Source organism: Pseudomonas sp. MF4836, from assembly GCF_002018875.1.
GTDB lineage: Bacteria > Pseudomonadota > Gammaproteobacteria > Pseudomonadales > Pseudomonadaceae > Aquipseudomonas.
This window is the reverse complement of sequence record NZ_MVOL01000019.1, coordinates 77,766-96,247: the sequence shown is the minus strand read 5'-3', so window position 1 is coordinate 96,247 and position 18,482 is coordinate 77,766. Positions and strand designations below refer to the sequence as shown.

At 63.0% G+C, this 18,482-nt stretch carries 16 protein-coding genes; 6 read left to right on the top strand and 10 right to left on the bottom strand.

From position 1 onward, the window contains the following. Nucleotides 1-67 precede the first annotated feature (67 nt). Together MF4836_RS31495 and MF4836_RS31490 are read left to right on the top strand one after the other, a co-directional pair. Nucleotides 68-1,156, top strand: a complete 1,089-nt coding sequence (locus MF4836_RS31495) for a catalase family peroxidase (RefSeq protein ID WP_078473618.1) — start codon at nucleotides 68-70, stop codon at nucleotides 1,154-1,156. Beyond that, nucleotides 1,153-1,692 (top strand): cytochrome b, encoded by a 540-nt coding sequence (locus MF4836_RS31490; RefSeq protein WP_078473617.1) that lies wholly within the window; start codon nucleotides 1,153-1,155, stop codon nucleotides 1,690-1,692. The genes MF4836_RS31495 and MF4836_RS31490 overlap by 4 nt, the downstream gene beginning before the upstream one ends. Before the next feature lie 18 nt (nucleotides 1,693-1,710). Here the strand turns inward: MF4836_RS31490 and MF4836_RS31485 are convergent, their stop codons facing one another. Further along, the gene (locus tag MF4836_RS31485) at nucleotides 1,711-2,937 is read right to left on the bottom strand and encodes an MFS transporter (RefSeq protein ID WP_443217482.1); all 1,227 of its coding nucleotides are present in this window, start codon (nucleotides 2,935-2,937) and stop codon (nucleotides 1,711-1,713) included. Between the two features lie 104 nt (nucleotides 2,938-3,041). Here MF4836_RS31485 and MF4836_RS31480 point away from each other — a divergent pair, with 104 nt between their 5' ends. Further along, nucleotides 3,042-3,488: a winged helix-turn-helix transcriptional regulator gene (locus tag MF4836_RS31480; RefSeq protein ID WP_078473616.1), complete on the top strand. Its 447-nt coding sequence runs from the start codon at nucleotides 3,042-3,044 to the stop codon at nucleotides 3,486-3,488. A 42-nt stretch (nucleotides 3,489-3,530) separates the two neighbouring features. Here the strand turns inward: MF4836_RS31480 and MF4836_RS31475 are convergent, their stop codons facing one another. Next, complete coding sequence (locus MF4836_RS31475) at nucleotides 3,531-4,682, bottom strand: M14 family metallopeptidase (RefSeq protein WP_078473615.1); 1,152 nt, start codon at nucleotides 4,680-4,682, stop codon at nucleotides 3,531-3,533. 490 nt (nucleotides 4,683-5,172) lie between these two features. Further along, nucleotides 5,173-5,514 (bottom strand): DUF6124 family protein, encoded by a 342-nt coding sequence (locus MF4836_RS31465; protein ID WP_078473614.1) that lies wholly within the window; start codon nucleotides 5,512-5,514, stop codon nucleotides 5,173-5,175. A 130-nt stretch (nucleotides 5,515-5,644) separates the two neighbouring features. Between MF4836_RS31465 and MF4836_RS31460 the strand changes: the two genes are divergently transcribed. Then, complete coding sequence (locus tag MF4836_RS31460; RefSeq protein WP_078473613.1) at nucleotides 5,645-6,310, top strand: LexA family protein; 666 nt, start codon at nucleotides 5,645-5,647, stop codon at nucleotides 6,308-6,310. 51 nt (nucleotides 6,311-6,361) lie between these two features. Here MF4836_RS31460 and MF4836_RS31455 read toward each other — a convergent pair whose 3' ends face one another. The 4 genes from MF4836_RS31455 to MF4836_RS31440 form a co-directional block, all read right to left on the bottom strand. Beyond that, nucleotides 6,362-8,317, bottom strand: coding sequence for an acetyl/propionyl/methylcrotonyl-CoA carboxylase subunit alpha (locus tag MF4836_RS31455; RefSeq protein ID WP_078473612.1), 1,956 nt, complete (start codon nucleotides 8,315-8,317; stop codon nucleotides 6,362-6,364). Further along, nucleotides 8,317-9,132, bottom strand: coding sequence for a gamma-carboxygeranoyl-CoA hydratase (locus MF4836_RS31450; RefSeq protein ID WP_020296783.1), 816 nt, complete (start codon nucleotides 9,130-9,132; stop codon nucleotides 8,317-8,319). The genes MF4836_RS31455 and MF4836_RS31450 overlap by 1 nt, the downstream gene beginning before the upstream one ends. Before the next feature lie 17 nt (nucleotides 9,133-9,149). Next, nucleotides 9,150-10,754 (bottom strand): carboxyl transferase domain-containing protein, encoded by a 1,605-nt coding sequence (locus MF4836_RS31445; RefSeq protein ID WP_078473611.1) that lies wholly within the window; start codon nucleotides 10,752-10,754, stop codon nucleotides 9,150-9,152. 106 nt (nucleotides 10,755-10,860) lie between these two features. Then, on the bottom strand, nucleotides 10,861-12,024 hold the full coding sequence (locus MF4836_RS31440) for an isovaleryl-CoA dehydrogenase (protein WP_078473610.1): 1,164 nt from the start codon (nucleotides 12,022-12,024) through the stop codon (nucleotides 10,861-10,863). A gap of 258 nt (nucleotides 12,025-12,282) precedes the next feature. Here MF4836_RS31440 and MF4836_RS31435 point away from each other — a divergent pair, with 258 nt between their 5' ends. Beyond that, nucleotides 12,283-13,977: an AMP-binding protein gene (locus tag MF4836_RS31435; RefSeq protein WP_078473609.1), complete on the top strand. Its 1,695-nt coding sequence runs from the start codon at nucleotides 12,283-12,285 to the stop codon at nucleotides 13,975-13,977. A gap of 638 nt (nucleotides 13,978-14,615) precedes the next feature. Here the strand turns inward: MF4836_RS31435 and MF4836_RS31430 are convergent. The 3 genes from MF4836_RS31430 to MF4836_RS31420 form a co-directional block, all read right to left on the bottom strand. After that, nucleotides 14,616-15,515, bottom strand: a complete 900-nt coding sequence (locus MF4836_RS31430) for a hydroxymethylglutaryl-CoA lyase (RefSeq protein WP_078473608.1) — start codon at nucleotides 15,513-15,515, stop codon at nucleotides 14,616-14,618. A gap of 73 nt (nucleotides 15,516-15,588) precedes the next feature. Continuing rightward, the gene (locus MF4836_RS31425) at nucleotides 15,589-15,993 is read right to left on the bottom strand and encodes a MerR family transcriptional regulator (protein WP_020296778.1); all 405 of its coding nucleotides are present in this window, start codon (nucleotides 15,991-15,993) and stop codon (nucleotides 15,589-15,591) included. 115 nt (nucleotides 15,994-16,108) lie between these two features. Continuing rightward, nucleotides 16,109-17,044 (bottom strand): LysR family transcriptional regulator, encoded by a 936-nt coding sequence (locus MF4836_RS31420; RefSeq protein WP_020296777.1) that lies wholly within the window; start codon nucleotides 17,042-17,044, stop codon nucleotides 16,109-16,111. 179 nt (nucleotides 17,045-17,223) lie between these two features. Between MF4836_RS31420 and MF4836_RS31415 the strand changes: the two genes are divergently transcribed. Continuing rightward, on the top strand, nucleotides 17,224-18,453 hold the full coding sequence (locus tag MF4836_RS31415; RefSeq protein ID WP_020296776.1) for an acyl-CoA dehydrogenase: 1,230 nt from the start codon (nucleotides 17,224-17,226) through the stop codon (nucleotides 18,451-18,453). Nucleotides 18,454-18,482: the final 29 nt, after the last annotated feature.

The following is an 18,482-nucleotide window of genomic DNA, read 5'->3' as shown; positions in this document are numbered from 1 at the left end:
AATAAAGCCCGTTGCCCTGCGTCTGTCTGATCCTTGCCACCTGCGGCCCACGGCCCTGGAGTTTTTCATGGTTGATCACCCGACACCGCCTTCGCCGCCCACTCCGCCGCCCCTGGGCACCGGCAGCCTGGTCCTGCGCCTGGCCGGGATCGCCCTGGTGGTGGTCGCCGTGGCCGGCGCCTTCGCCTACGTGCGCGGCACCCTGGACCCACAGCGGCTGACGCCCAAGGCCCTGGTGGACGTGCTGGAGAAAAACAACGGGGTGCATCCCGGATTTCGTCGCAACCATGCCAAGGGCGTGTGCGTGATCGGCTACTTCGAGAGCAGCCCCGAGGCCCGCGTCTATTCCAGCGCCCAGGTCTTCAGCGCAGCCAGGACCCCGGTGGTCGGGCGGTTCGCCTTGCCCAGCGGCAACCCCTATGCGCCCGACAGCAGCGTGCCGATCCGCAGCCTGGCCTTGCGTTTCACCCAGGCCAACGGCCAGCAGTGGCGTACGGGGATGAACAGCATGCCGCTGTTCCCGGTGGGAACGCCCGAAGCCTTCTATCAAATGCAGCAGGCCAGTTCGCCCGACCCGGCCACTGGCAAGCCCAACCCGGCCAGCATGCCGGCATTCTTTGCCGGCCATCCGGAGACGGCGCCGTTCCTGCAATGGGTCAAGGGCGCCAAACCCTCGGCCAGCTACGCCACCGAGACCTACAACGGCATCAATGCGTTTTACCTGGTGAACGCCAGCGGTCAGCGCCAGGCGGTACGTTGGGGCGTGGTGCCGGAGGCCCGGGACGCTGCCGACGTCAATGCTCCCCAGGGGGCTGACTTTCTGCAGCAGGACCTGGTCAAGCGCCTCGCGGCCGGGCCGTTGAAATGGCAGTTGATGATCACCCTGGCCAACCCCGGCGACCCCACGGTCGATGCGAGCAAGGCCTGGCCCGCCGACCGCAAGGTGCTGAATGCCGGGACCCTGGTGCTGCAAAGCACCCAGGCGCAAAACAATGGCGAATGCCGCGACATCAACTACGACCCGCTGGTTCTGCCCGCCGGGATTGAAGGCTCCGACGACCCGCTGCTGGCCGCGCGTTCGGCCGCGTACGCCAGTTCCTACCTGCGCCGCACCAGTGAAGTCAGCCAATTGCCGTCCCAGGAGGCCCGCCCATGAGCGCCCACCCGAACCACTTCGCGCCCTTGGCGCGGCTGCTGCACTGGCTGATGGCGCTGATGGTCATCGCCATGCTGTTTATCGGCGCCGGCATGGTGGCCTCGGTGTCTGAGCGCCATGAATGGCTGATCCACCTGCACAAGCCCCTGGGCATTGCGATTTTGCTGCTGGTGATCGTGCGTCTGTTTGTACGCTTTTCCACCCGGCAGCCGCCGCTGCCTGCCGACCTGCCGGGCTGGCAGGTGCTGGCAGCCAAGGCCTCGCATCTGCTGCTGTATGCACTGATGCTGATTCTGCCGTTGCTGGGCTGGGCGATGATCTCGGCGGCGGGAGACCCGGTGATGCTCGGCAGTGCGTGGCAACTGCCGGCGATCCTGCCGGCCAATGCCCAGGTCTTCGCAGTGTTGCGCAAGGCCCATGGTCTGCTCGCCTACTTGTTGTTTCTGACGGTGCTGCTGCATTTGGCGGCGGCCCTGTTTCACGGCTGGGTCCGGCGTGACGGGGTGCTGCAAAGCATGTTGCGTGGCAAGGGCTGAGGGCGCGCGGGCGTCGATTCAGGAAGCACAAAGTGCCTGCTTTTGCGGCGCCAGGCTCCACAGCCAATACAGCAGCGCCAGGCCATTGATCGCCGCGCCCAGCAGGCAGACCCCGGTCCAGCCGGCCCAGGCATACACGGTGGTCGAGGCGATCGAGCCGCCGGCACTGCCGATCGAGTAAAACACCATGTAACCGGCGGCCAGGCGGCTCTGGGCTTCAGGGCGCAAGCTGTAGATCAGGCTCTGGCTGGTGACATGCACCGCCTGCAAGCCCAGGTCGAAGGTGATCACACCCACCAGCAGCGCCCACAGCGAGGACTGGGTAAATGCGATGGGCAGCCAGGAGGCCAGCATCAGGGCCAGGGCCAGGCCGCTGGTCCACTGCGCCCAACCGCGATCAGCCCAGGCCCCGGCCCGGGCAGCGCCCAGGGCTCCGGCGGCGCCGGCCAGGCCGAACAGGCCGATCTCGGTGTGGGACAGCGACAGCGGCGGGGCACTCAGGGGCAGCACCAGCGGGGTCCAGAGCACGGTGCCGGCGGCGAAGATCAACATCGCCAGCAGCGCCCGGTCGCGCAGGACCTTTTCTTCGCGGAACAGGCTGAACATCGAGCGAATCAACTGGCCATAGTGGCTGGCGGCCGGCTTTTGTTCGGTTTTCGGCAGCACTCGCCACAGCAGCACAGCCATCAGCAGGGTCAGCCCGGCCGACAGCAGGTACACCGAGCGCCAGCCCGCGAGGTCGGCCATGCTGCCGGACACGGTGCGGGCTAGCAGGATGCCGATCACGATACCGCTGGTGACCATGCCCACCACCCGGCCCCGCTCATGGGGCGCGGCGAGGTTGGCGGCGTAGGCCACCAGCACTTGGGTCACCACCGCCAGCAGGCCGCAGCCGGCCATGCCCAGCAGCAGCCAGGTACTGCTCGGGGCCAGCGCCACCACCAGCAGCGCCACGACCGAGAGCAATGTCTGGCCGACGATCAGGCGCCGGCGGTTGAGCAGGTCTCCCAGGGGCACCAATAGCAACAGGCCCAGCCCATACCCCACCTGAGTCAAGCTGACCACGCCGCCGACGCTGGCCGCCGGCATGCCAAAGGCCTGGCCCATGGCGTCCAGCAACGGCTGGGCGTAATACACATTGCCCACTGCCAGGCCACAGGCGACGGCGAACAGCAGCACCACCGAGGCGCGGATGCCGGGGGCGGACAGTGGAGGTTCAGATGAGGGCAAAGTTGGGTGTGGCATGCTGGGCTCGCTGTAAGTGGTTGCGTTATGAAACTACTTGTACCCTAGTGAGGCTGGTTTTATATTGCAACCACTTTTCTGGAAGCCCGGAGTGAACCCCACCCATGGTCAAACGCACACGTCTGGAAGGCGCCGAATGCCCGGTCGCCCGCTCACTGGATGCCATCGGTGATTGGTGGTCGTTGCTGATCGTCCGGGACGCCTTTGATGGCATCCGCCGCTTTGGCGAGTTCCAGCGCAACCTGGGCATGGCCAAAAACATCCTCGCCGCTCGCCTGCGCACCCTGGTGAACCACGGGATTTTCCAGGTGGTGCCGGCTTCCGATGGCAGTGCCTACCAGGAGTACGTGCTGACGGAAAAGGGCAAGGGCCTGTTCCCCCTGATCATCGGCTTGCGCCAGTGGGGAGAGGCGTTTTTCTTCGAGGCGGGGGAGGCGCATTCACGGGTGGTCGACCGCGAGAACGGGCAGCCGGTGCAGGCGCTGGAGCTGCGTGCGGCGGATGGACGCCTGCTGGGGCCGGATGATTGCCTGCGCCTGCCGGCGCAGTGAAGCGCGGCTGCGTGAGTTGCCTCATGCAGCCGCACCGCGGGGTTAGCGCAGGTTGTTGACCAGGCTGGCGAAGGTACTCAGCACGTCCTTGCCCAGCTGCATCGAGCGCTTGCCGGACCAACCGGTGTAGGGGTTGGGATTGTCGTCGTGGTCCTTGAAGGGCATTTCCAGGGTCAGCGACAGGCAATCGTATTGCTCACCGACGCTGTTGCAGGCCAGGGTCATATTGGCGTGGCCCGGCTGCGAGCGCGGGTAGCCGTGGGTGGTCTGGAAGTCCCGGGTCTGGTGCTTGAGGTGGCTGCGGAACTGCTCTTCAAGCTGTTCCAGGCGCGGGGTGTAGCCTGGGTTGCCTTCGCAGCCGGCGGCGAACACATGGGGAATCTCTTCGTCGCCATGCACGTCGAGGAATAGGTCGACGCCGTATTTCTGCATTTGCTGCTGGACGAACAACACTTCCGGGCTCAATTCCTGGCTGGCGTTCTGCCAGGCGCGGTTCAGGTCCTGGCCCATGGCGTTGGTGCGCAGATGACCATGGAAGGCGCCGTCGGGGTTCATGTTCGGCACCAGGTACAGATCGGCCCCGGCCAGCAGGGTATTGAGCTCGGCATCGTCATGGCGCTGCAGGCGCTCGAGCACACCTTCCATGAACCACTCGGCCATGTGTTCGCCGGGGTGCTGCTGGGCGATGATCCAGATCTTGCGCTGGCCTTCGGCGCCACTGCCTTTGCGCAACAGCTGGATGTCCCGGCCCTCGACGCTTTTACCCGTGGCCAGCAGTTCGGTGCCGGCCTTGCCCAGCGCCTGTTCGATCAGCCAGTCATGACGGCCGCGGCTGTAGGGTTCGAAGTAGGCGAACCAGGCGTGGGTCTGGGTGGCTTCAAGATTGAAGCGCAGGGCGTCGCCTTCGAAAATGGTCGGGATGCGAAACCAGTTCACATGGTCGTAGGAGGCCACGGCTTGATAGCCGGTCCAGGCCCTGCTGTATGAGGATTTGCTGGCGTTGGTCAGGCGAAACCAGTGTTCCTGGCCGATGTGCAGGCCGCTGGCCTTGAAGTGGAACCACTGGAAGTGCGGGCTGCGGGTATCGGGCCTGATGGCCAGGGAAGCCTGGAGGGGATTGCTGATATCGAGTACATCGATGTTGCCGCTGTCGAAGTCGGCAGAGATCTGAAAAGAGCTTTTGGCCACGGTCATAATCGATTCCTGAATATGATTTTTATGGCCGTACTTTACACACTGGGCGCGAATAAAGTAGGGGGCGTCGTCCTTGACGCGAAAGCAGCTTAGAGGCTATGCGATTGATTCTCAAGCGCTGTTTTACGATAGTTGGGCCTTTTACGACGGGCGTTGTGTTGCAATGAAATATTCTTTTGATATCATCGCCGCCATCGAATTCAGATGTACCCGACTTCATTAGCCTGAAGCCTAGCCAGAATAACTGGCAAAAAAAAAGACCCGGCAAAAAGCCGGGTCAAAAACCGTGATTAGCCTGATGAGGAGATATTCCAAGAGTCCGACCTAAGGTCCCTTGGTTTATCGACTGATCTCGCGACCAGCTGCATGCAATAATAATCATTATCATTTGCAAGTCAAATGTTTTTCCCTTCCCGATAGAAAATATTTTCCCCTTTGCCCGCTGTCCGGCCATTTCGCGACCGGCGCGGTGCCCATGTCCCGTTCCCCATCATTCTTCCTTGCTGCCTTCCACGCACCGGTCCACCAGCGCCTTGGCCAGGTCGATCATGTGCACCACGGAAAACGTCAGGTCGCGGTGCGTCCCGCGTAAGTGGTTGGCCGCCTCGTACGCGGTGGCGGCAGCACAGCGCAGCAGGTCGGAAGCGTGAATCATGGCTTCCTCGCTGCTGATCGACCGCCTGACCTCGAACAGCCGCTCTGGCTCCACGGATTCGGAAATAATCGGTTTCAAGTAATAGTCCATCGCCCGTCGAGCTGCGTGGCTGCCTTGCAGTGAGCTCAGGTGGCTCTCGGAGTCGGTTTCCGGCACGTCCTTGCGAGTTGTATTCATGGATCGATCTGCCCTGTTGAAAAGAGGAAAGAGGTCCAGACAAGACTAATACTTATTGTATTTGTGACGAGATTTCAAATACTACAAGTTGTGTGTTGAGGGCGGAAATACACAACGTATTGTTCCGGCCATGGACAAATGGATCGAGTTGGTTAAAGCCAACATGAAAGGCCGCAAGGTCACACAAGAACGACTCGCAGAGCGCCTGGGCATGTCTCAGGGCGGCATCGGCCATTGGCTGAGCAAACGCCGCCAGCCCAAGATCGAGGACATGAACCGCGTGCTCGATGAAATCGGCATGGGCTTTCTCGAGGTCGCTCTGGTGATTCGCGAGAAGCCCCTGGTGGACGACGAAGGCCTGCCGCTGACCGACGAACCGTCGCTGATCGAAAAGTACAACCCGTACTTTCGCTACCCGGTCAGTGACTGGCGCGACGTCGGTGAGGTTCGTGAAGACGGGCAGGTGCTCTATGCGGCCGAACGCTACGAGCTGTCGGACTACCAGGCTCAGGGCGCGGCGTTCTGGTTAGTGGTGGTAGGCGACGCGATGATCGCGCCCAGTGGCGTCAGTATCGGCCAGGACATGTTGGTGCTGGTGGACACGGCGGTGGAGGCCGTCCCCGGCAAGCTGGTGATCGTGCAATGCCCGGGCAACGACGAAGCGATCTTCCGCAAGCTGGTGGAGGAGGGCGGGCAGCGGTTCCTGGTGCCGCTCAACCCCACCTATCCGAAGATGCTCTACAGCGATGAGTGTCGGATCATTGGTGTGGTGATGCAGGCTACCGCGAAATTCTAACCAGCAAATAAGGACCGTTCCCACACTGCAGTGGGAACGGTTCTTGGCTTTCTACTCGGCAGATTCCAGTTCCACCAGAGCGCTGCCTTCACTGACCATCTCGCCTTCCTGGCAATACAGCGCCTTGATCACTCCGGCGTGCGGGGCGCGGATGCTGTGCTCCATCTTCATGGCTTCCAGCACCACCAGTTGCGCTCCGGCCTCGACGCTTTGCCCGGGCTGAACGAGCACGCGCACGATACTGCCGTTCATCGGAGCCGTCAGGCCGCCTTGTTGGCCATGGCTGGCGTCCACTGCGGCGATCGGGTCGTACAAGGTGATGCTGCGCATTTCCCCCTGCCACTGCAGGTACAGCGCGTCGCCCTGGCGAATCGCCCGGTGTTGGCGCCGCAGGCCCTGATGCTCGACGCTGAGTGTCTGGTCCTTGAGCTCCAGCGCCGGGCTTGGCGCGCCCAGCTGGATCGCCTGGTCCTGGCCATCGCAGCTCAGGTGCAACGTGGTTTGAGCCGGCAGGCCGCTGCGAAAGCCACTGGCACTAGTCCACGGCGAGTGTCGGTCATCGTCACGGACCCGGTCGGGCTGGCTCTGGATGTAGGCTTGGGCCGCCGCTTGCCAGAACTCGTCATCCAGGGCAGTCGGTGCCGGCAGCAGTTGATCCTGGTAGCGCGGGATAAAACCGGTGTCGAGTTCGGCGGCGGCGAACGCCGGGTGGCCAATGATGCGCCGCAGGAAGGCGAGGTTGGTCTTCAGGCCGCCGATGGCGAACTCATCGAGCATCGCCAGCAGGCGCAGGCGCGCTTGTTCGCGGTCCTCGCCCCAGGCAATCAGCTTGCCCAGCATCGGGTCGTAGAAGGGCGACACGCTGTCGCCTTCCTCGACCCCACTGTCGACCCGGCGCCCCGGTCCGGCCGCCGATTCACGGTACAAGGCCAGGCGCCCGGTGGCCGGCAGGAAGTCGTTGCCCGGGTCTTCGGCGTACAGCCGCACTTCGATCGCGTGCCCCCGCAGCGGTACCTGGTCCTGGGTCATGGGCAGAGGCTCGCCCTGGGCGACACGGATCTGCCAGGCCACCAGGTCGAGGCCGGTAATGGCTTCGGTCACCGGGTGCTCGACCTGCAGGCGGGTGTTCATCTCCATGAAGAAAAACTCGCCGCGCGAATCCAGCAGGAACTCCACCGTGCCCGCGCCAACATAGCCAATGGCTTGAGCAGCGCGGACCGCGGCTTCACCCATGGCCTGGCGTTGCTCAGCGCTCAGGCCCGGGGCCGGGGCTTCTTCGACGACTTTCTGGTGGCGACGCTGGATCGAGCAGTCGCGTTCGTTGAGGTACAGGCAATTACCGTGTTGATCGGCAAACACCTGGATCTCCACGTGGCGCGGCTTGAGCACGTATTTTTCCACCAGCATCCGCGAGTCGCCGAACGACGACTGCGCTTCACGCTGGGCCGACGCCAGGGCCTCGGCCAGTTGGCTGACCTCTTCCACCACCTTCATGCCTTTGCCGCCACCGCCCGCCGTGGCCTTGAGCAGCACCGGGTAGCCAATGCGTTCGGCGGCGTTGCGGAAGGTTTCCAGGTCCTGGGCTTCGCCGTGGTAGCCGGGCACCAGAGGCACACCGGCGACTTCCATCAGGGCCTTGGCTGCCGATTTGCTGCCCATGGCGTCGATGGCCGAGGCGGGCGGGCCGAGGAAAATCAGGCCGGCGGCTTCAATGGCCCGGGCAAAGCCGGCGTTTTCCGAGAGAAAGCCATAGCCAGGGTGGATCGCCTGGGCGCCGCTGGCCTTGGCCGCGGCGATCAGCTTGTCGATTTGCAGGTAACTGTCAGCGGCCTTGCTGCCGCCCAGGTCGACGCGGATATCCGCTTCGCGGCTGTGCCGGGCATCGCGGTCAGTGGCGCTGTGCACGGCCACGGTGGTGAGGCCCAGGGCTTTGGCGGTCCGCATCACGCGGCAGGCGATTTCACCGCGGTTGGCCACCAGCAGGGTGGTAAGAACAGGGGCGCTCATCAACGTGGCTCCTTGGTGGTCGTCTCGGCCTGCCAGCTGGGCGGGCGTTTTTGCAGGAAGGCGCGCAGGCCTTCCTGGCCTTCGGCGCTGACCCGAATCCGGGCAATGGCGTTTTCACAGTAGCGACGCAGGGCCGGGGTCAGGGCGCCGTTGCCCACTTCACGCAGCAGGTCCTTGCTGGCACGCATCGCGGCCGGGCTGTTGAGCAGCAGGTTGTCGATCCACAGTTCGACCTGTTGCGCCAGTTCGGTGGCCGGGTAGCTTTCCGCCAGCAGGCCTATTTCACGGGCCCGCTGGCCGCCAAAGCGCTCGGCGGTCAGGGCGTAGCGGCGCGCAGCGCGTTCACCGATGGCCTGGACCACAAATGGGCTGATCACGGCCGGCGCCAGGCCGATGCGCACTTCCGAGAGGCAGAACTGCGCCTCGTCGGTGCCGATCGCCATGTCGCAGCAACTGATCAGGCCCAAGGCTCCGCCAAAGGCCGCACCCTGGACCACGGCCAGGGTCGGGATCTTCAGTTTGGCCAGGTTGTACATCAACTCCGCCAGTTCCCGGGCGTCGTCGAGGTTGGTGTGGTAGTCCAGTTCCGCCGATTGCTGCATCCAGGCCAGGTCAGCCCCGGCGCTGAAGTGTTTGCCCCGTCCGCGCAGCAGCAGAAAGCGCAGGCTGGCATCGCTCTGCACCTGGTCGAGGGCGATGATCAACTCGCGGATCATTTCTGCGTTGAAGGCGTTGTTCTTCTGTTCACGGCTGAGCCACAGGGTGGCAAAGCCACGCGGGTCGGTCAGCAGTTCCAGGGTGTTGAAGTCGGTCATTTTGGTCTCGCTCCGGGTCACATGCGGAACACGCCGAAGCGGCTCTGTTCGATGGGGGCGTTGAGGGAGGCGGACAGCGCCAGGGCCAGCACGTCGCGGGTCTGCGCCGGGTCGATGACGCCGTCGTCCCACAGCCGTGCGCTGGAGTAGTAGGGGTGGCCCTGGTGCTCGTACTGATCGAGGATCGGTTGCTTGATCTCGGCTTCCTGGGCGGAGCTGAACGCCTGGCCGCTGCGTTCGGCCTGCTCGCGCTTGACCTGCACCAGGACCCCGGCTGCCTGCTCGGCGCCCATTACGCCGATGCGGGCGTTGGGCCACATCCACAAAAAGCGCGGGTCGTAGGCGCGGCCGCACATGCCGTAGTTACCCGCGCCGAAACTGCCGCCGATGATCACCGTGAACTTCGGCACCTTGGCGCACGCCACGGCGGTCACCAGCTTGGCGCCGTGTTTGGCAATGCCGCCGGCTTCGTACTTCTGGCCGACCATGAAACCGGTGATGTTCTGCAGAAACAGCAGGGGAATGCCGCGCTGGCAGGCCAGTTCGATAAAGTGCGCGCCTTTTTGCGCGGCTTCGGCGAACAGGATCCCGTTATTGGCCAGGATCGCGATCGGGTAGCCATGCAGGTGCGCGAAACCGCAGACCAGGGTGGTGCCAAACAGCGCCTTGAACTCATCGAACACCGAGCCGTCCACCAGGCGCGCGATCACTTCGCGCACATCGAAGGGTTGCTTGGCGTCCGCCGGGATTACCCCGTACAGCTCGTCGCTGGCAAACAGCGGGGCGATGGGGGTACGTTGCTGCACCTCGCCCAGTTTGCGCCAGTTGAGGTTGGCCACGCTGCGTCGGGCCAGGGCCAGGGCGTGTTCATCGCTGTCGGCGTAATGGTCGGCGACCCCGGAGATCTTGCAGTGCACATCGGCCCCGCCCAGGTCCTCGGCACTCACCACTTCTCCGGTAGCGGCTTTGACCAGGGGTGGGCCGGCGAGGAAGATGGTCGCCTGTTCGCGGACCATGATGGCTTCGTCCGCCATGGCCGGCACGTAGGCCCCGCCGGCGGTGCAGGAACCCATGACCACGGCGATCTGGGCGATGCCCTGGGCACTCATGTTGGCCTGGTTGAAGAAGATCCGCCCGAAGTGCTCGCGGTCCGGAAACACCTCGTCCTGACGTGGCAGGTTGGCGCCGCCGGAGTCCACCAGGTAGATGCAGGGCAGGCGGTTCTGCTGGGCGATGGTCTGCGCCCGCAAGTGCTTTTTCACGGTCAGGGGGTAGTAGGAGCCGCCTTTTACCGTGGCATCGTTGGCCACGATCATGCATTCGACTCCTTCCACCCGCCCGATGCCGGCGATGACTCCGGCAGCCGGCACGTCTTCGCCGTACACCTCGTAGGCCGCCAGCGGGCTGATTTCCAGAAATGGCGAGCCGGGGTCGAGCAGGCGGTTGATCCGCTCGCGGGGCAGCAACTTGCCGCGTGAGGTGTGACGTTCCTGGGCCTTGGCGCCGCCGCCTTGCTGGACCTGGGCGAGCAGGGTGTGCAGCGCGTCGACCTGGGCCAGCATGCTGGCGGCGTTCTGCGCGAACTCGGGGGATTTTGGGTGGAGCTGAGACTTCAGAATCATAGGAGGGCCTACGGCAGCTTCAAGCGACAGGCTTCAAGCTGCATGAGTAAGTCGATGTTAAGGCAGCTCTCGCTTGCCGCTTGAGGCGTGTCGCTCGCCGCTGCTCCTACTTCGTTTCGTTGAACAGCTCGCGGCCGATCAGCATGCGACGGATTTCGCTGGTGCCGGCGCCGATTTCATAGAGCTTGGCGTCACGCAGCAGACGGCCCGCCGGGAATTCGTTGATGTAGCCGTTGCCGCCCAGGATCTGGATCGCGTCGAGGGCCATCTGGGTCGCGCGCTCGGCGCTGTAGAGAATCACCCCGGCGGCATCCTTGCGCGTGGTTTCGCCGCGCTCGCAGGCCTGGGCAACCGCGTACAGGTAGGCACGGCTGGCGTTGAGTTGGGTGTACATGTCGGCGACCTTGCCCTGGATCAGCTGGAACTCGCCGATGCTTTTGCCGAATTGCTTGCGGTCGTGGATGTAGGGCACCACCAGGTCCATGCAGGCCTGCATGATCCCGGTCGGGCCGCCGGAGAGCACCACGCGCTCGTAGTCCAGGCCGCTCATCAGCACTTTGACGCCACCGTTGAGGGCGCCGAGGATGTTTTCTTCCGGCACTTCGACATCATCGAAAAACAGTTCGCAGGTGTTGGACCCGCGCATGCCGAGCTTGTCGAACTTGTTGCTGCGGCTGAAGCCTTTCCAGTCACGCTCGACAATGAATGCGGTGATGCCGTGGGCACCCTTTTCCAGGTCGGTCTTGGCGTAGATCACATAGGTGTTGGCGTCGGGACCATTGGTGATCCAGGTCTTGCTGCCGTTGAGCACGTAGCGGTCGCCGCGCTTGTCGGCGCGCAGCTTCATCGAGACCACGTCGGACCCGGCGTTGGGCTCGCTCATGGCCAGGGCGCCGACGTGTTCGCCGCTGATCAGTTTGGGCAGGTACTTGGTTTTCTGTTCGTGGTTGCCGTTGCGATTGATCTGGTTCACGCAGAGGTTGGAGTGGGCGCCGTAGGACAGGGCCACGGAGGCCGATCCCCGGCTGATTTCTTCCATGGCCACCACGTGGGCCAGGTACCCCAGGCCGGCGCCACCGTATTCTTCGGCGACGGTGATACCCAGCAGGCCCATGTCGCCGAATTTGCGCCACATGTCGGCAGGGAACAGGTTATCGACGTCGATCTGTGCCGCTCGTGGCGCCAGCTCGGCCTTGACGAAGGCCTGGACCTGGTGGCGAAGCATGTCGATGGTTTCGCCAAGGGCAAAGTTCAGGGTCGGATAGCTCATGGGGCACCTTCAAGCTTGTTTTTATTGAGGATGGGCGTGAGAGAGCGGGGCGGATGTGCTCTCACCTTTACGTTAACGTAAACTTGCGATCAGTGGCTGTCAATCACCCTTTACGTAAACGTCAACTTGAGCCAGAGTAGCAGCGTTTTCAATTGGAGCCAGCCTCCTTGAGAACCTGTTCACCCGCAAATCGTGGGCAGGTTCTCACACCGATGTTTCGCTCCGGTATACCCACTAATAAAGACAATAGGGGTCATCATGGATCAACCAGGTTCCCAACCGAGCCATAGCTACAGCCGTGGATCGCAAGACAAGGCCTTGCTGGCGCTGACCATCGGTCAGGCGTTCGATAACACCGTAGCGCGCTATCCCCAGGGAGAAGCGTTGGTCGTGCGACATCAGCAACTGCGCTACACCTGGCAACAACTGGCCACTGCCGTCGACCTGCATGCTCGGGCGTTGCTGGCGCTGGGCCTGAAGACCGGGGACCGCCTCGGCATCTGGGCCCCCAACTGCGCGCAGTGGTGCATCAGCCAATTCGCCAGCGCCAAGATCGGTGCGATCCTGGTCAACATCAACCCGGCCTACCGCAGTTCCGAACTGGAGTACGTGCTCAAGCAATCCGGCTGCCAGTGGCTGGTGTGCGCGGGGGCGTTCAAAAGCTCCGACTACCACGCCATGCTTCAGGGGCTGGTGCCGGAGTTGGCCGAGCAGTCCATCGGCCGCCTGCAGAGTGAGCGGCTGCCGGACCTGCGTGGGGTCATCAGCCTCGATGCGCAGCCGCCTTCGGGCTTTCTGCCCTGGTCGCAACTGGAGGCGCTGGGCGCGGGCGTGAGTACCGAGCAATTGCAGGAGCGGCAACGCAGCCTGGATTTCGACCAGGCGGTGAACATCCAGTACACCTCCGGCACCACCGGTTTCCCCAAGGGGGCGACCCTGAGCCACTACAACATCCTCAATAACGGTTACATGGTCGGTGAAAGCCTGGGGCTGACCCATGAGGATCGCCTGGTCATCCCGGTGCCGCTGTACCACTGCTTCGGCATGGTCATGGGCAACCTCGGTTGCATCACCCATGGCACCACCATGATCTATCCCAACGATGCCTTCGACCCGTTGCTGACCCTGGCCACCGTGGCCGAAGAGCGCGCCACCGGGTTGTATGGAGTGCCGACCATGTTTATCGCCATGCTCGATCAGCCGCGCCGCGCCGAATTCGACCTGTCGAGCCTGCGTACCGGGATCATGGCCGGGGCCACTTGTCCGATTGAAGTGATGCGCCGGGTGATCAGTGAAATGCACATGAGTGAGGTGCAGATCGCCTATGGCATGACCGAAACCAGCCCGGTGTCGTTGCAGACCGGCCCGGCCGATGAGCTGGAACTGCGGGTGACCACGGTCGGGCGCACCCAGCCGCAACTGGAAAGCAAAATCATCGACGAGGCCGGGAACCTCGTGCCTCGTGGCACCATCGGCGAACTGTGCACCCGTGGCTACAGCGTGATGCTCGGCTACTGGAACAACCCCCAGGGCACCGCGGAAGCCATCGACCCGGCAGGCTGGATGCACACCGGCGACCTGGCGACCATGAGCGAGCAGGGTTATGTGTGCATTGCCGGGCGCAACAAGGACATGATCATTCGCGGCGGCGAGAATATTTACCCGCGGGAGCTGGAAGAGTTCTTCTTCACCCACCCGGCGGTGGCCGATGTGCAGGTGATCGGCATTCCGTGCGACAGATACGGCGAAGAGATTGTGGCCTGGATCAAATTCCACCCTGGCCATACTGCCAATGAGCTGGAGTTGCAAACCTGGTGCAAGGAGCGCATTGCGCACTTCAAGACGCCGCGTTACTTCAAGTTCGTCGAAGAGTTCCCCATGACCGTGACCGGCAAGATCCAGAAGTTTCGCATGCGTGAAATCAGCATCGAGGAGTTGCGCGAGCGGCCATGAGGGCGGGGGCCGGCATCTGCAGGGTTTTATCGCGGGTGCCGGCGCGCAGCGGGGGGGAGTCAGGTATGCCAAGGGGGAAGGGTGCAAAAAGCGCAATGGCGGAAAGCACAAAGGGGAGCCGAAGCTCCCCTTTAATTTGTCGTTGCGTGCTCTTTTTTTATTATTGCGGGGCGGTCTGTTGTTGTTTTTGGTAACCGTTACCCGTACTGCTGTTTTTGGCGACCCCCATCCGGGGTCAAGAGCAAACGTATTTTTTTGAGCGCTGATCTACTTTCTCGCCAAGCGATCCAACCAGTTCGGGAGCTACCTGAAGGTAGTTTTATTGTTCTCTGCCCGGTTGCGGGTTACTCCTGAGAGCACCCTGAAAAGCACACCTTCTCCAAAAAAATCTGTTAGCTGCGTCTCTGCCGTGTTGTTTTTGTTATGTCAGAGTCGTTACGTCTTATTTTTATTAGGTTTGCTGCTTTTTATTCTTGTTATGCAATAGAGATAGCAGAAGCTGTGCCAACTTTTTAAATCCCTTTAAAATCAATTGGTTGAGATTTTGTTGCGCGAACTGTGCCGCTGGAAATTCGACAAACTGTTTCCGTGTTACTCGTTTCGGCCCCACTCCATCGGTGCCGGTAACACCGTGCCCCTCAACCGGCGTTACGCGCCCGGGCCACGCGGGAGCCACTGGCGCGACCGAGCACGGTGCAGATCTGCTCACCCGCCAGGATCAGGCGCTCCATGTCGATGCCGGTCTCGATGCCCAGGCCATTGAGCAGGTACAGCACGTCTTCGCTGGCGACGTTGCCGCTGGCGCCCTTGGCGTAGGGGCAGCCGCCGAGGCCGGCGATCGAGCTGTCGAACACCGCGATGCCTTCAAGCAGGCTGGCGTAGATGTTGGCCATGGCCTGGCCGTAGGTGTCGTGGAAGTGTCCTGCGAGCTTGTCGCGCGGTACATCGGCGCCAACCACGTCGAACATCCGGCGGGTAGCCCCAGCGGTACCGGTGCCGATGGTGTCCCCCAAGGACACTTCGTAGCAGCCCATGGCGTACAGCTCGCGGGCCACCAGGGCCACTTGCTCGGGTGCCACATCGCCTTCATAAGGGCAGCCGAGCACGCAGGACACGTAACCGCGCACGCTCACGCCGTGCTGTTTGGCGGCGTCCATGATGGGCACGAAGCGTTCCAGGCTCTCGCTGATGGAGCAATTGATATTGCGTTGGGAAAACGCTTCAGAGGCCGCCGCGAACACCGCCACCTCTTTGACCCCCGCCGCCAGGGCGTCTTCAAATCCGCGCAGGTTGGGCGCCAGGGCCCCGTAGATCACGCCCGGCTTGCGCTGGATCTGGGCAAAGACTTCGGCCGAGCCGGCCATCTGCGGCACCCATTTGGGCGAGACGAAACTGCCGACTTCTATATAGCCGACGCCGGCGGCGGTCAGGGCGTCCACCAACTGCACCTTGGCCGCGACGCTGATGGGCTGGGCTTCGTTTTGCAGGCCGTCGCGAGGGCCGACTTCAATCAGGCGTACATGGCTTGGGAGTGACATTCAGGTGCACCTTTTATAAGGGATGGCGTAGGGCCGCGCGGGCCCGTTGCACGGGGGCAGGTCGAAGGGCCTGTTACTGGACGGCGTTCTTCTGGTTCTCGATGGTTTGCTCCAGGGCCTGGATGCAACGCTCCTCGGCGGTATCGAGCTCCAGTTTCATCTGTTCGATATCCAGCAGTTGCTGTTCCAGCTGGTCGCGGCGTTCGGCGATTTTCGCCAGCATGCTGTGCAGTTGTTTCTGATTGCCGCTGCTGGGGTCGTAGAGTTCGATCAACTCGCGGCATTCGGCCAGGGAAAAGCCGATGCGCTTGCCGCGCAAGATCAGCTTCAGGCTGACTTTGTCCCGGGGCGAATAGATGCGTTCCTGGCCCCGACGCTCGGGGGCCAGCAGGCCTTGTTCTTCATAGAAACGGATCGCCCGGGTGGTGATGTCGAGCTCGCGGGCGAGGTCGGAGATGCTGTAGGTCTGGCTGCTCATGGAGGCGCTCAAGAAAAGTCTTGGCGCTAAGCTAATTCCTGGTTGACGTATACGTCAAGCAGACTTCTCGCCGGCAGGCGTGCCAGGCCTGCCGCCGAAAAAGCCGCTGCGTCCCTCAGACCGCCTGCTTGTCCAGCTTCTTCTCGTGGGCGGTGACCTGCTGGCACAGCTCGATCATCTGCTCGCGCATCCAGCGGTTGGCCGGGTCCTGGTCGGTGCTTTCGTGCCAGTAGAGGTGGGTTTCCACCGGTGGCACGTCATTGACCGGCAGATTGAAGGCGTGCAGTTCATGGCGCCGGGCAAAGCGTTCCGGCACGGTCATGACCATGTCGGTCTGCTGCAGCACCTGGGAGGCCATCAGGTAATGCTGGGAGCGCAGGGCGATCTTGCGCTGGATCCCCATCTTGCCCAGTGCCAGGTCGACATGACCCAGGCCACTGCGACGGCTGGAAATATGAATGTGGGTCAGTGACAGGTAGTCATCGAGGCTGAGTTTTTCCTTGCCGGCCATGGGGTGGCCCTTGCGCATGGCGCATACGTAGCGGTCTTCCATCAGCTTGACGTGGCGCACCTGGGGGTCGGTGTTGAGCGGGGCGTCGACCGCGAAATCCAGGCGGCCGGCGGCCAGTTCCTTGGTGGTTTCCCGGCGCTTGGACAGGAAGCTTTCGATGATCACCGTCGGCGCCAGGCGCCGCAGGCGTTGGAACAGCGGGGGCAGGATCACCGCCTCGGTGAGGTCGGTCATGCTGATGCGGTAGGTCTTGACCGCCTGCAACGGGTTGAAGATGCGGCTTTCCTGGACCGACACCCGCAGCAGCGACAGGGCGTTGCGCACCGGGCCGATGATGTTCTGCGCCATCGGCGTCGGCACCATGCCCTGGGCGGTACGCACGAACAACGGGTCGTTGAAGGTCTCGCGCAGGCGGGCCAGGGCGTTGGACACCGCCGGTTGGGTGATGCCGACGATTTGCCCGGCGCGGGTGAGGTTGGCTTCGGTGTAGATCGCGTCGAAAACGATAAAGAGGTTGAGGTCGACCTTGCTCAGATTCATGGCGCTGCACTCTTATTGTTGGGGGCGTCCTGATAGGGCCGGTGGGCCTTGCCGATCAGCCGATCATATATCGGTGATGAATGTTAATACACGCCGAGAATAGGCTAGGTAAATTTTCGTAAGCTGTTCTAGCATCGATTCCATGCCCTCAACCACCTCCCTCAAGAAGGTAGCTGCCCATGGATTTCGCTTACTCCCCCAAGGTTCAGGAACTGCGTGAGCGCGTCACCGCGTTCATGGACGCTTACGTCTACCCGGCTGAAGCGGTGTTCGAACGCCAGGTCGCCGAAGGTGACCGCTGGCAGCCGACCGCGATCATGGAAGAGCTCAAGCGCAAGGCCAAGGCCGAGGGCTTGTGGAACCTGTTTCTGCCCGAGTCGGAACTCGGCGCCGGCCTGACCAACCTTGAGTACGCGCCCCTGGCGGAAATCATGGGCCGCTCGCTGCTGGGCCCCGAGCCCTTCAACTGCTCGGCGCCGGACACCGGCAACATGGAAGTGCTGGTGCGCTACGCCAACGAAGAACAGAAGCAACGCTGGCTTGAGCCACTGCTGCGCGGCGAGATTCGTTCGGCCTTTGCCATGACCGAGCCGGATGTGGCCTCATCCGACGCCACCAATATGGCCGCCCGTGCTGTGCGTGATGGCGACGAGTGGGTGATCAACGGCAAGAAGTGGTGGACCTCGGGTGCCTGCGACCCGCGCTGCAAGATCCTGATCTTCATGGGCCTGAGCAACCCGGACGCGCCGCGTCACCAGCAGCACTCGATGATCCTGGTGCCGGTGGATGCCCCGGGGGTGAAGATCGTGCGGCCGCTGCCGGTGTTCGGCTACGACGATGCGCCCCACGGCCACGCCGAAGTGCTGTTCGACAATGTGCGGGTGCCTTACGAGAACGTGTTGCTGGGTGAAGGCCGGGGCTTCGAGATCGCCCAGGGTCGCCTGGGCCCGGGGCGCATCCACCACTGCATGCGTTCGATCGGTATGGCCGAGCGCGCCCTGGAACTGATGTGCAAGCGTGCGGTAAGCCGCACCGCGTTCGGCAAACCCCTGGCACGCCTGGGGGGCAATATCGACAAGATCGCCGATTCGCGGATGGAGATCGACATGGCGCGCCTGCTGACCCTCAAGGCGGCGTACATGATGGACACCGTCGGCAACAAGGTGGCGAAAAGCGAAATCGCCCAAATCAAGGTGGTGGCGCCGAACGTGGCGTTGAAGGTGATCGACCGGGCGATCCAGATCCACGGCGGGGCCGGGGTCTCCAATGATTTCCCGCTGGCCTATATGTATGCCATGCAGCGCACTCTGCGCCTGGCCGACGGCCCGGACGAAGTGCACCGCGCCGCGATCGGCAAGTTTGAAATCGGCAAATACGTGCCCAAGGAGATGCTGCGCAGCAGCCACTGACCGCTCAGGCATCGCGGGGCTGGTTTGGC

What these genes read in the sequence shown, in the direction of transcription:
- MF4836_RS31495 (WP_078473618.1), top strand. Translation starts at nt 68, where the DNA reads ATGGTTGATCACCCGACACCGCCTTCGCCGCCCACTCCGCCGCCCCTG.
- MF4836_RS31480 (WP_078473616.1), top strand. Translation starts at nt 3,042, where the DNA reads ATGGTCAAACGCACACGTCTGGAAGGCGCCGAATGCCCGGTCGCCCGC.
- MF4836_RS31425 (WP_020296778.1), bottom strand. Translation starts at nt 15,993, where the DNA reads ATGAGCAGCCAGACCTACAGCATCTCCGACCTCGCCCGCGAGCTCGAC.
- MF4836_RS31465 (WP_078473614.1), bottom strand. Translation starts at nt 5,514, where the DNA reads ATGAATACAACTCGCAAGGACGTGCCGGAAACCGACTCCGAGAGCCAC.
- MF4836_RS31475 (WP_078473615.1), bottom strand. Translation starts at nt 4,682, where the DNA reads ATGACCGTGGCCAAAAGCTCTTTTCAGATCTCTGCCGACTTCGACAGC.
- MF4836_RS31490 (WP_078473617.1), top strand. Translation starts at nt 1,153, where the DNA reads ATGAGCGCCCACCCGAACCACTTCGCGCCCTTGGCGCGGCTGCTGCAC.
- MF4836_RS31415 (WP_020296776.1), top strand. Translation starts at nt 17,224, where the DNA reads ATGGATTTCGCTTACTCCCCCAAGGTTCAGGAACTGCGTGAGCGCGTC.
- MF4836_RS31445 (WP_078473611.1), bottom strand. Translation starts at nt 10,754, where the DNA reads ATGATTCTGAAGTCTCAGCTCCACCCAAAATCCCCCGAGTTCGCGCAG.
- MF4836_RS31440 (WP_078473610.1), bottom strand. Translation starts at nt 12,024, where the DNA reads ATGAGCTATCCGACCCTGAACTTTGCCCTTGGCGAAACCATCGACATG.
- MF4836_RS31450 (WP_020296783.1), bottom strand. Translation starts at nt 9,132, where the DNA reads ATGACCGACTTCAACACCCTGGAACTGCTGACCGACCCGCGTGGCTTT.
- MF4836_RS31430 (WP_078473608.1), bottom strand. Translation starts at nt 15,515, where the DNA reads ATGTCACTCCCAAGCCATGTACGCCTGATTGAAGTCGGCCCTCGCGAC.
- MF4836_RS31455 (WP_078473612.1), bottom strand. Translation starts at nt 8,317, where the DNA reads ATGAGCGCCCCTGTTCTTACCACCCTGCTGGTGGCCAACCGCGGTGAA.
- MF4836_RS31460 (WP_078473613.1), top strand. Translation starts at nt 5,645, where the DNA reads ATGGACAAATGGATCGAGTTGGTTAAAGCCAACATGAAAGGCCGCAAG.
- MF4836_RS31485 (WP_443217482.1), bottom strand. Translation starts at nt 2,937, where the DNA reads ATGCCACACCCAACTTTGCCCTCATCTGAACCTCCACTGTCCGCCCCC.
- MF4836_RS31420 (WP_020296777.1), bottom strand. Translation starts at nt 17,044, where the DNA reads ATGAATCTGAGCAAGGTCGACCTCAACCTCTTTATCGTTTTCGACGCG.
- MF4836_RS31435 (WP_078473609.1), top strand. Translation starts at nt 12,283, where the DNA reads ATGGATCAACCAGGTTCCCAACCGAGCCATAGCTACAGCCGTGGATCG.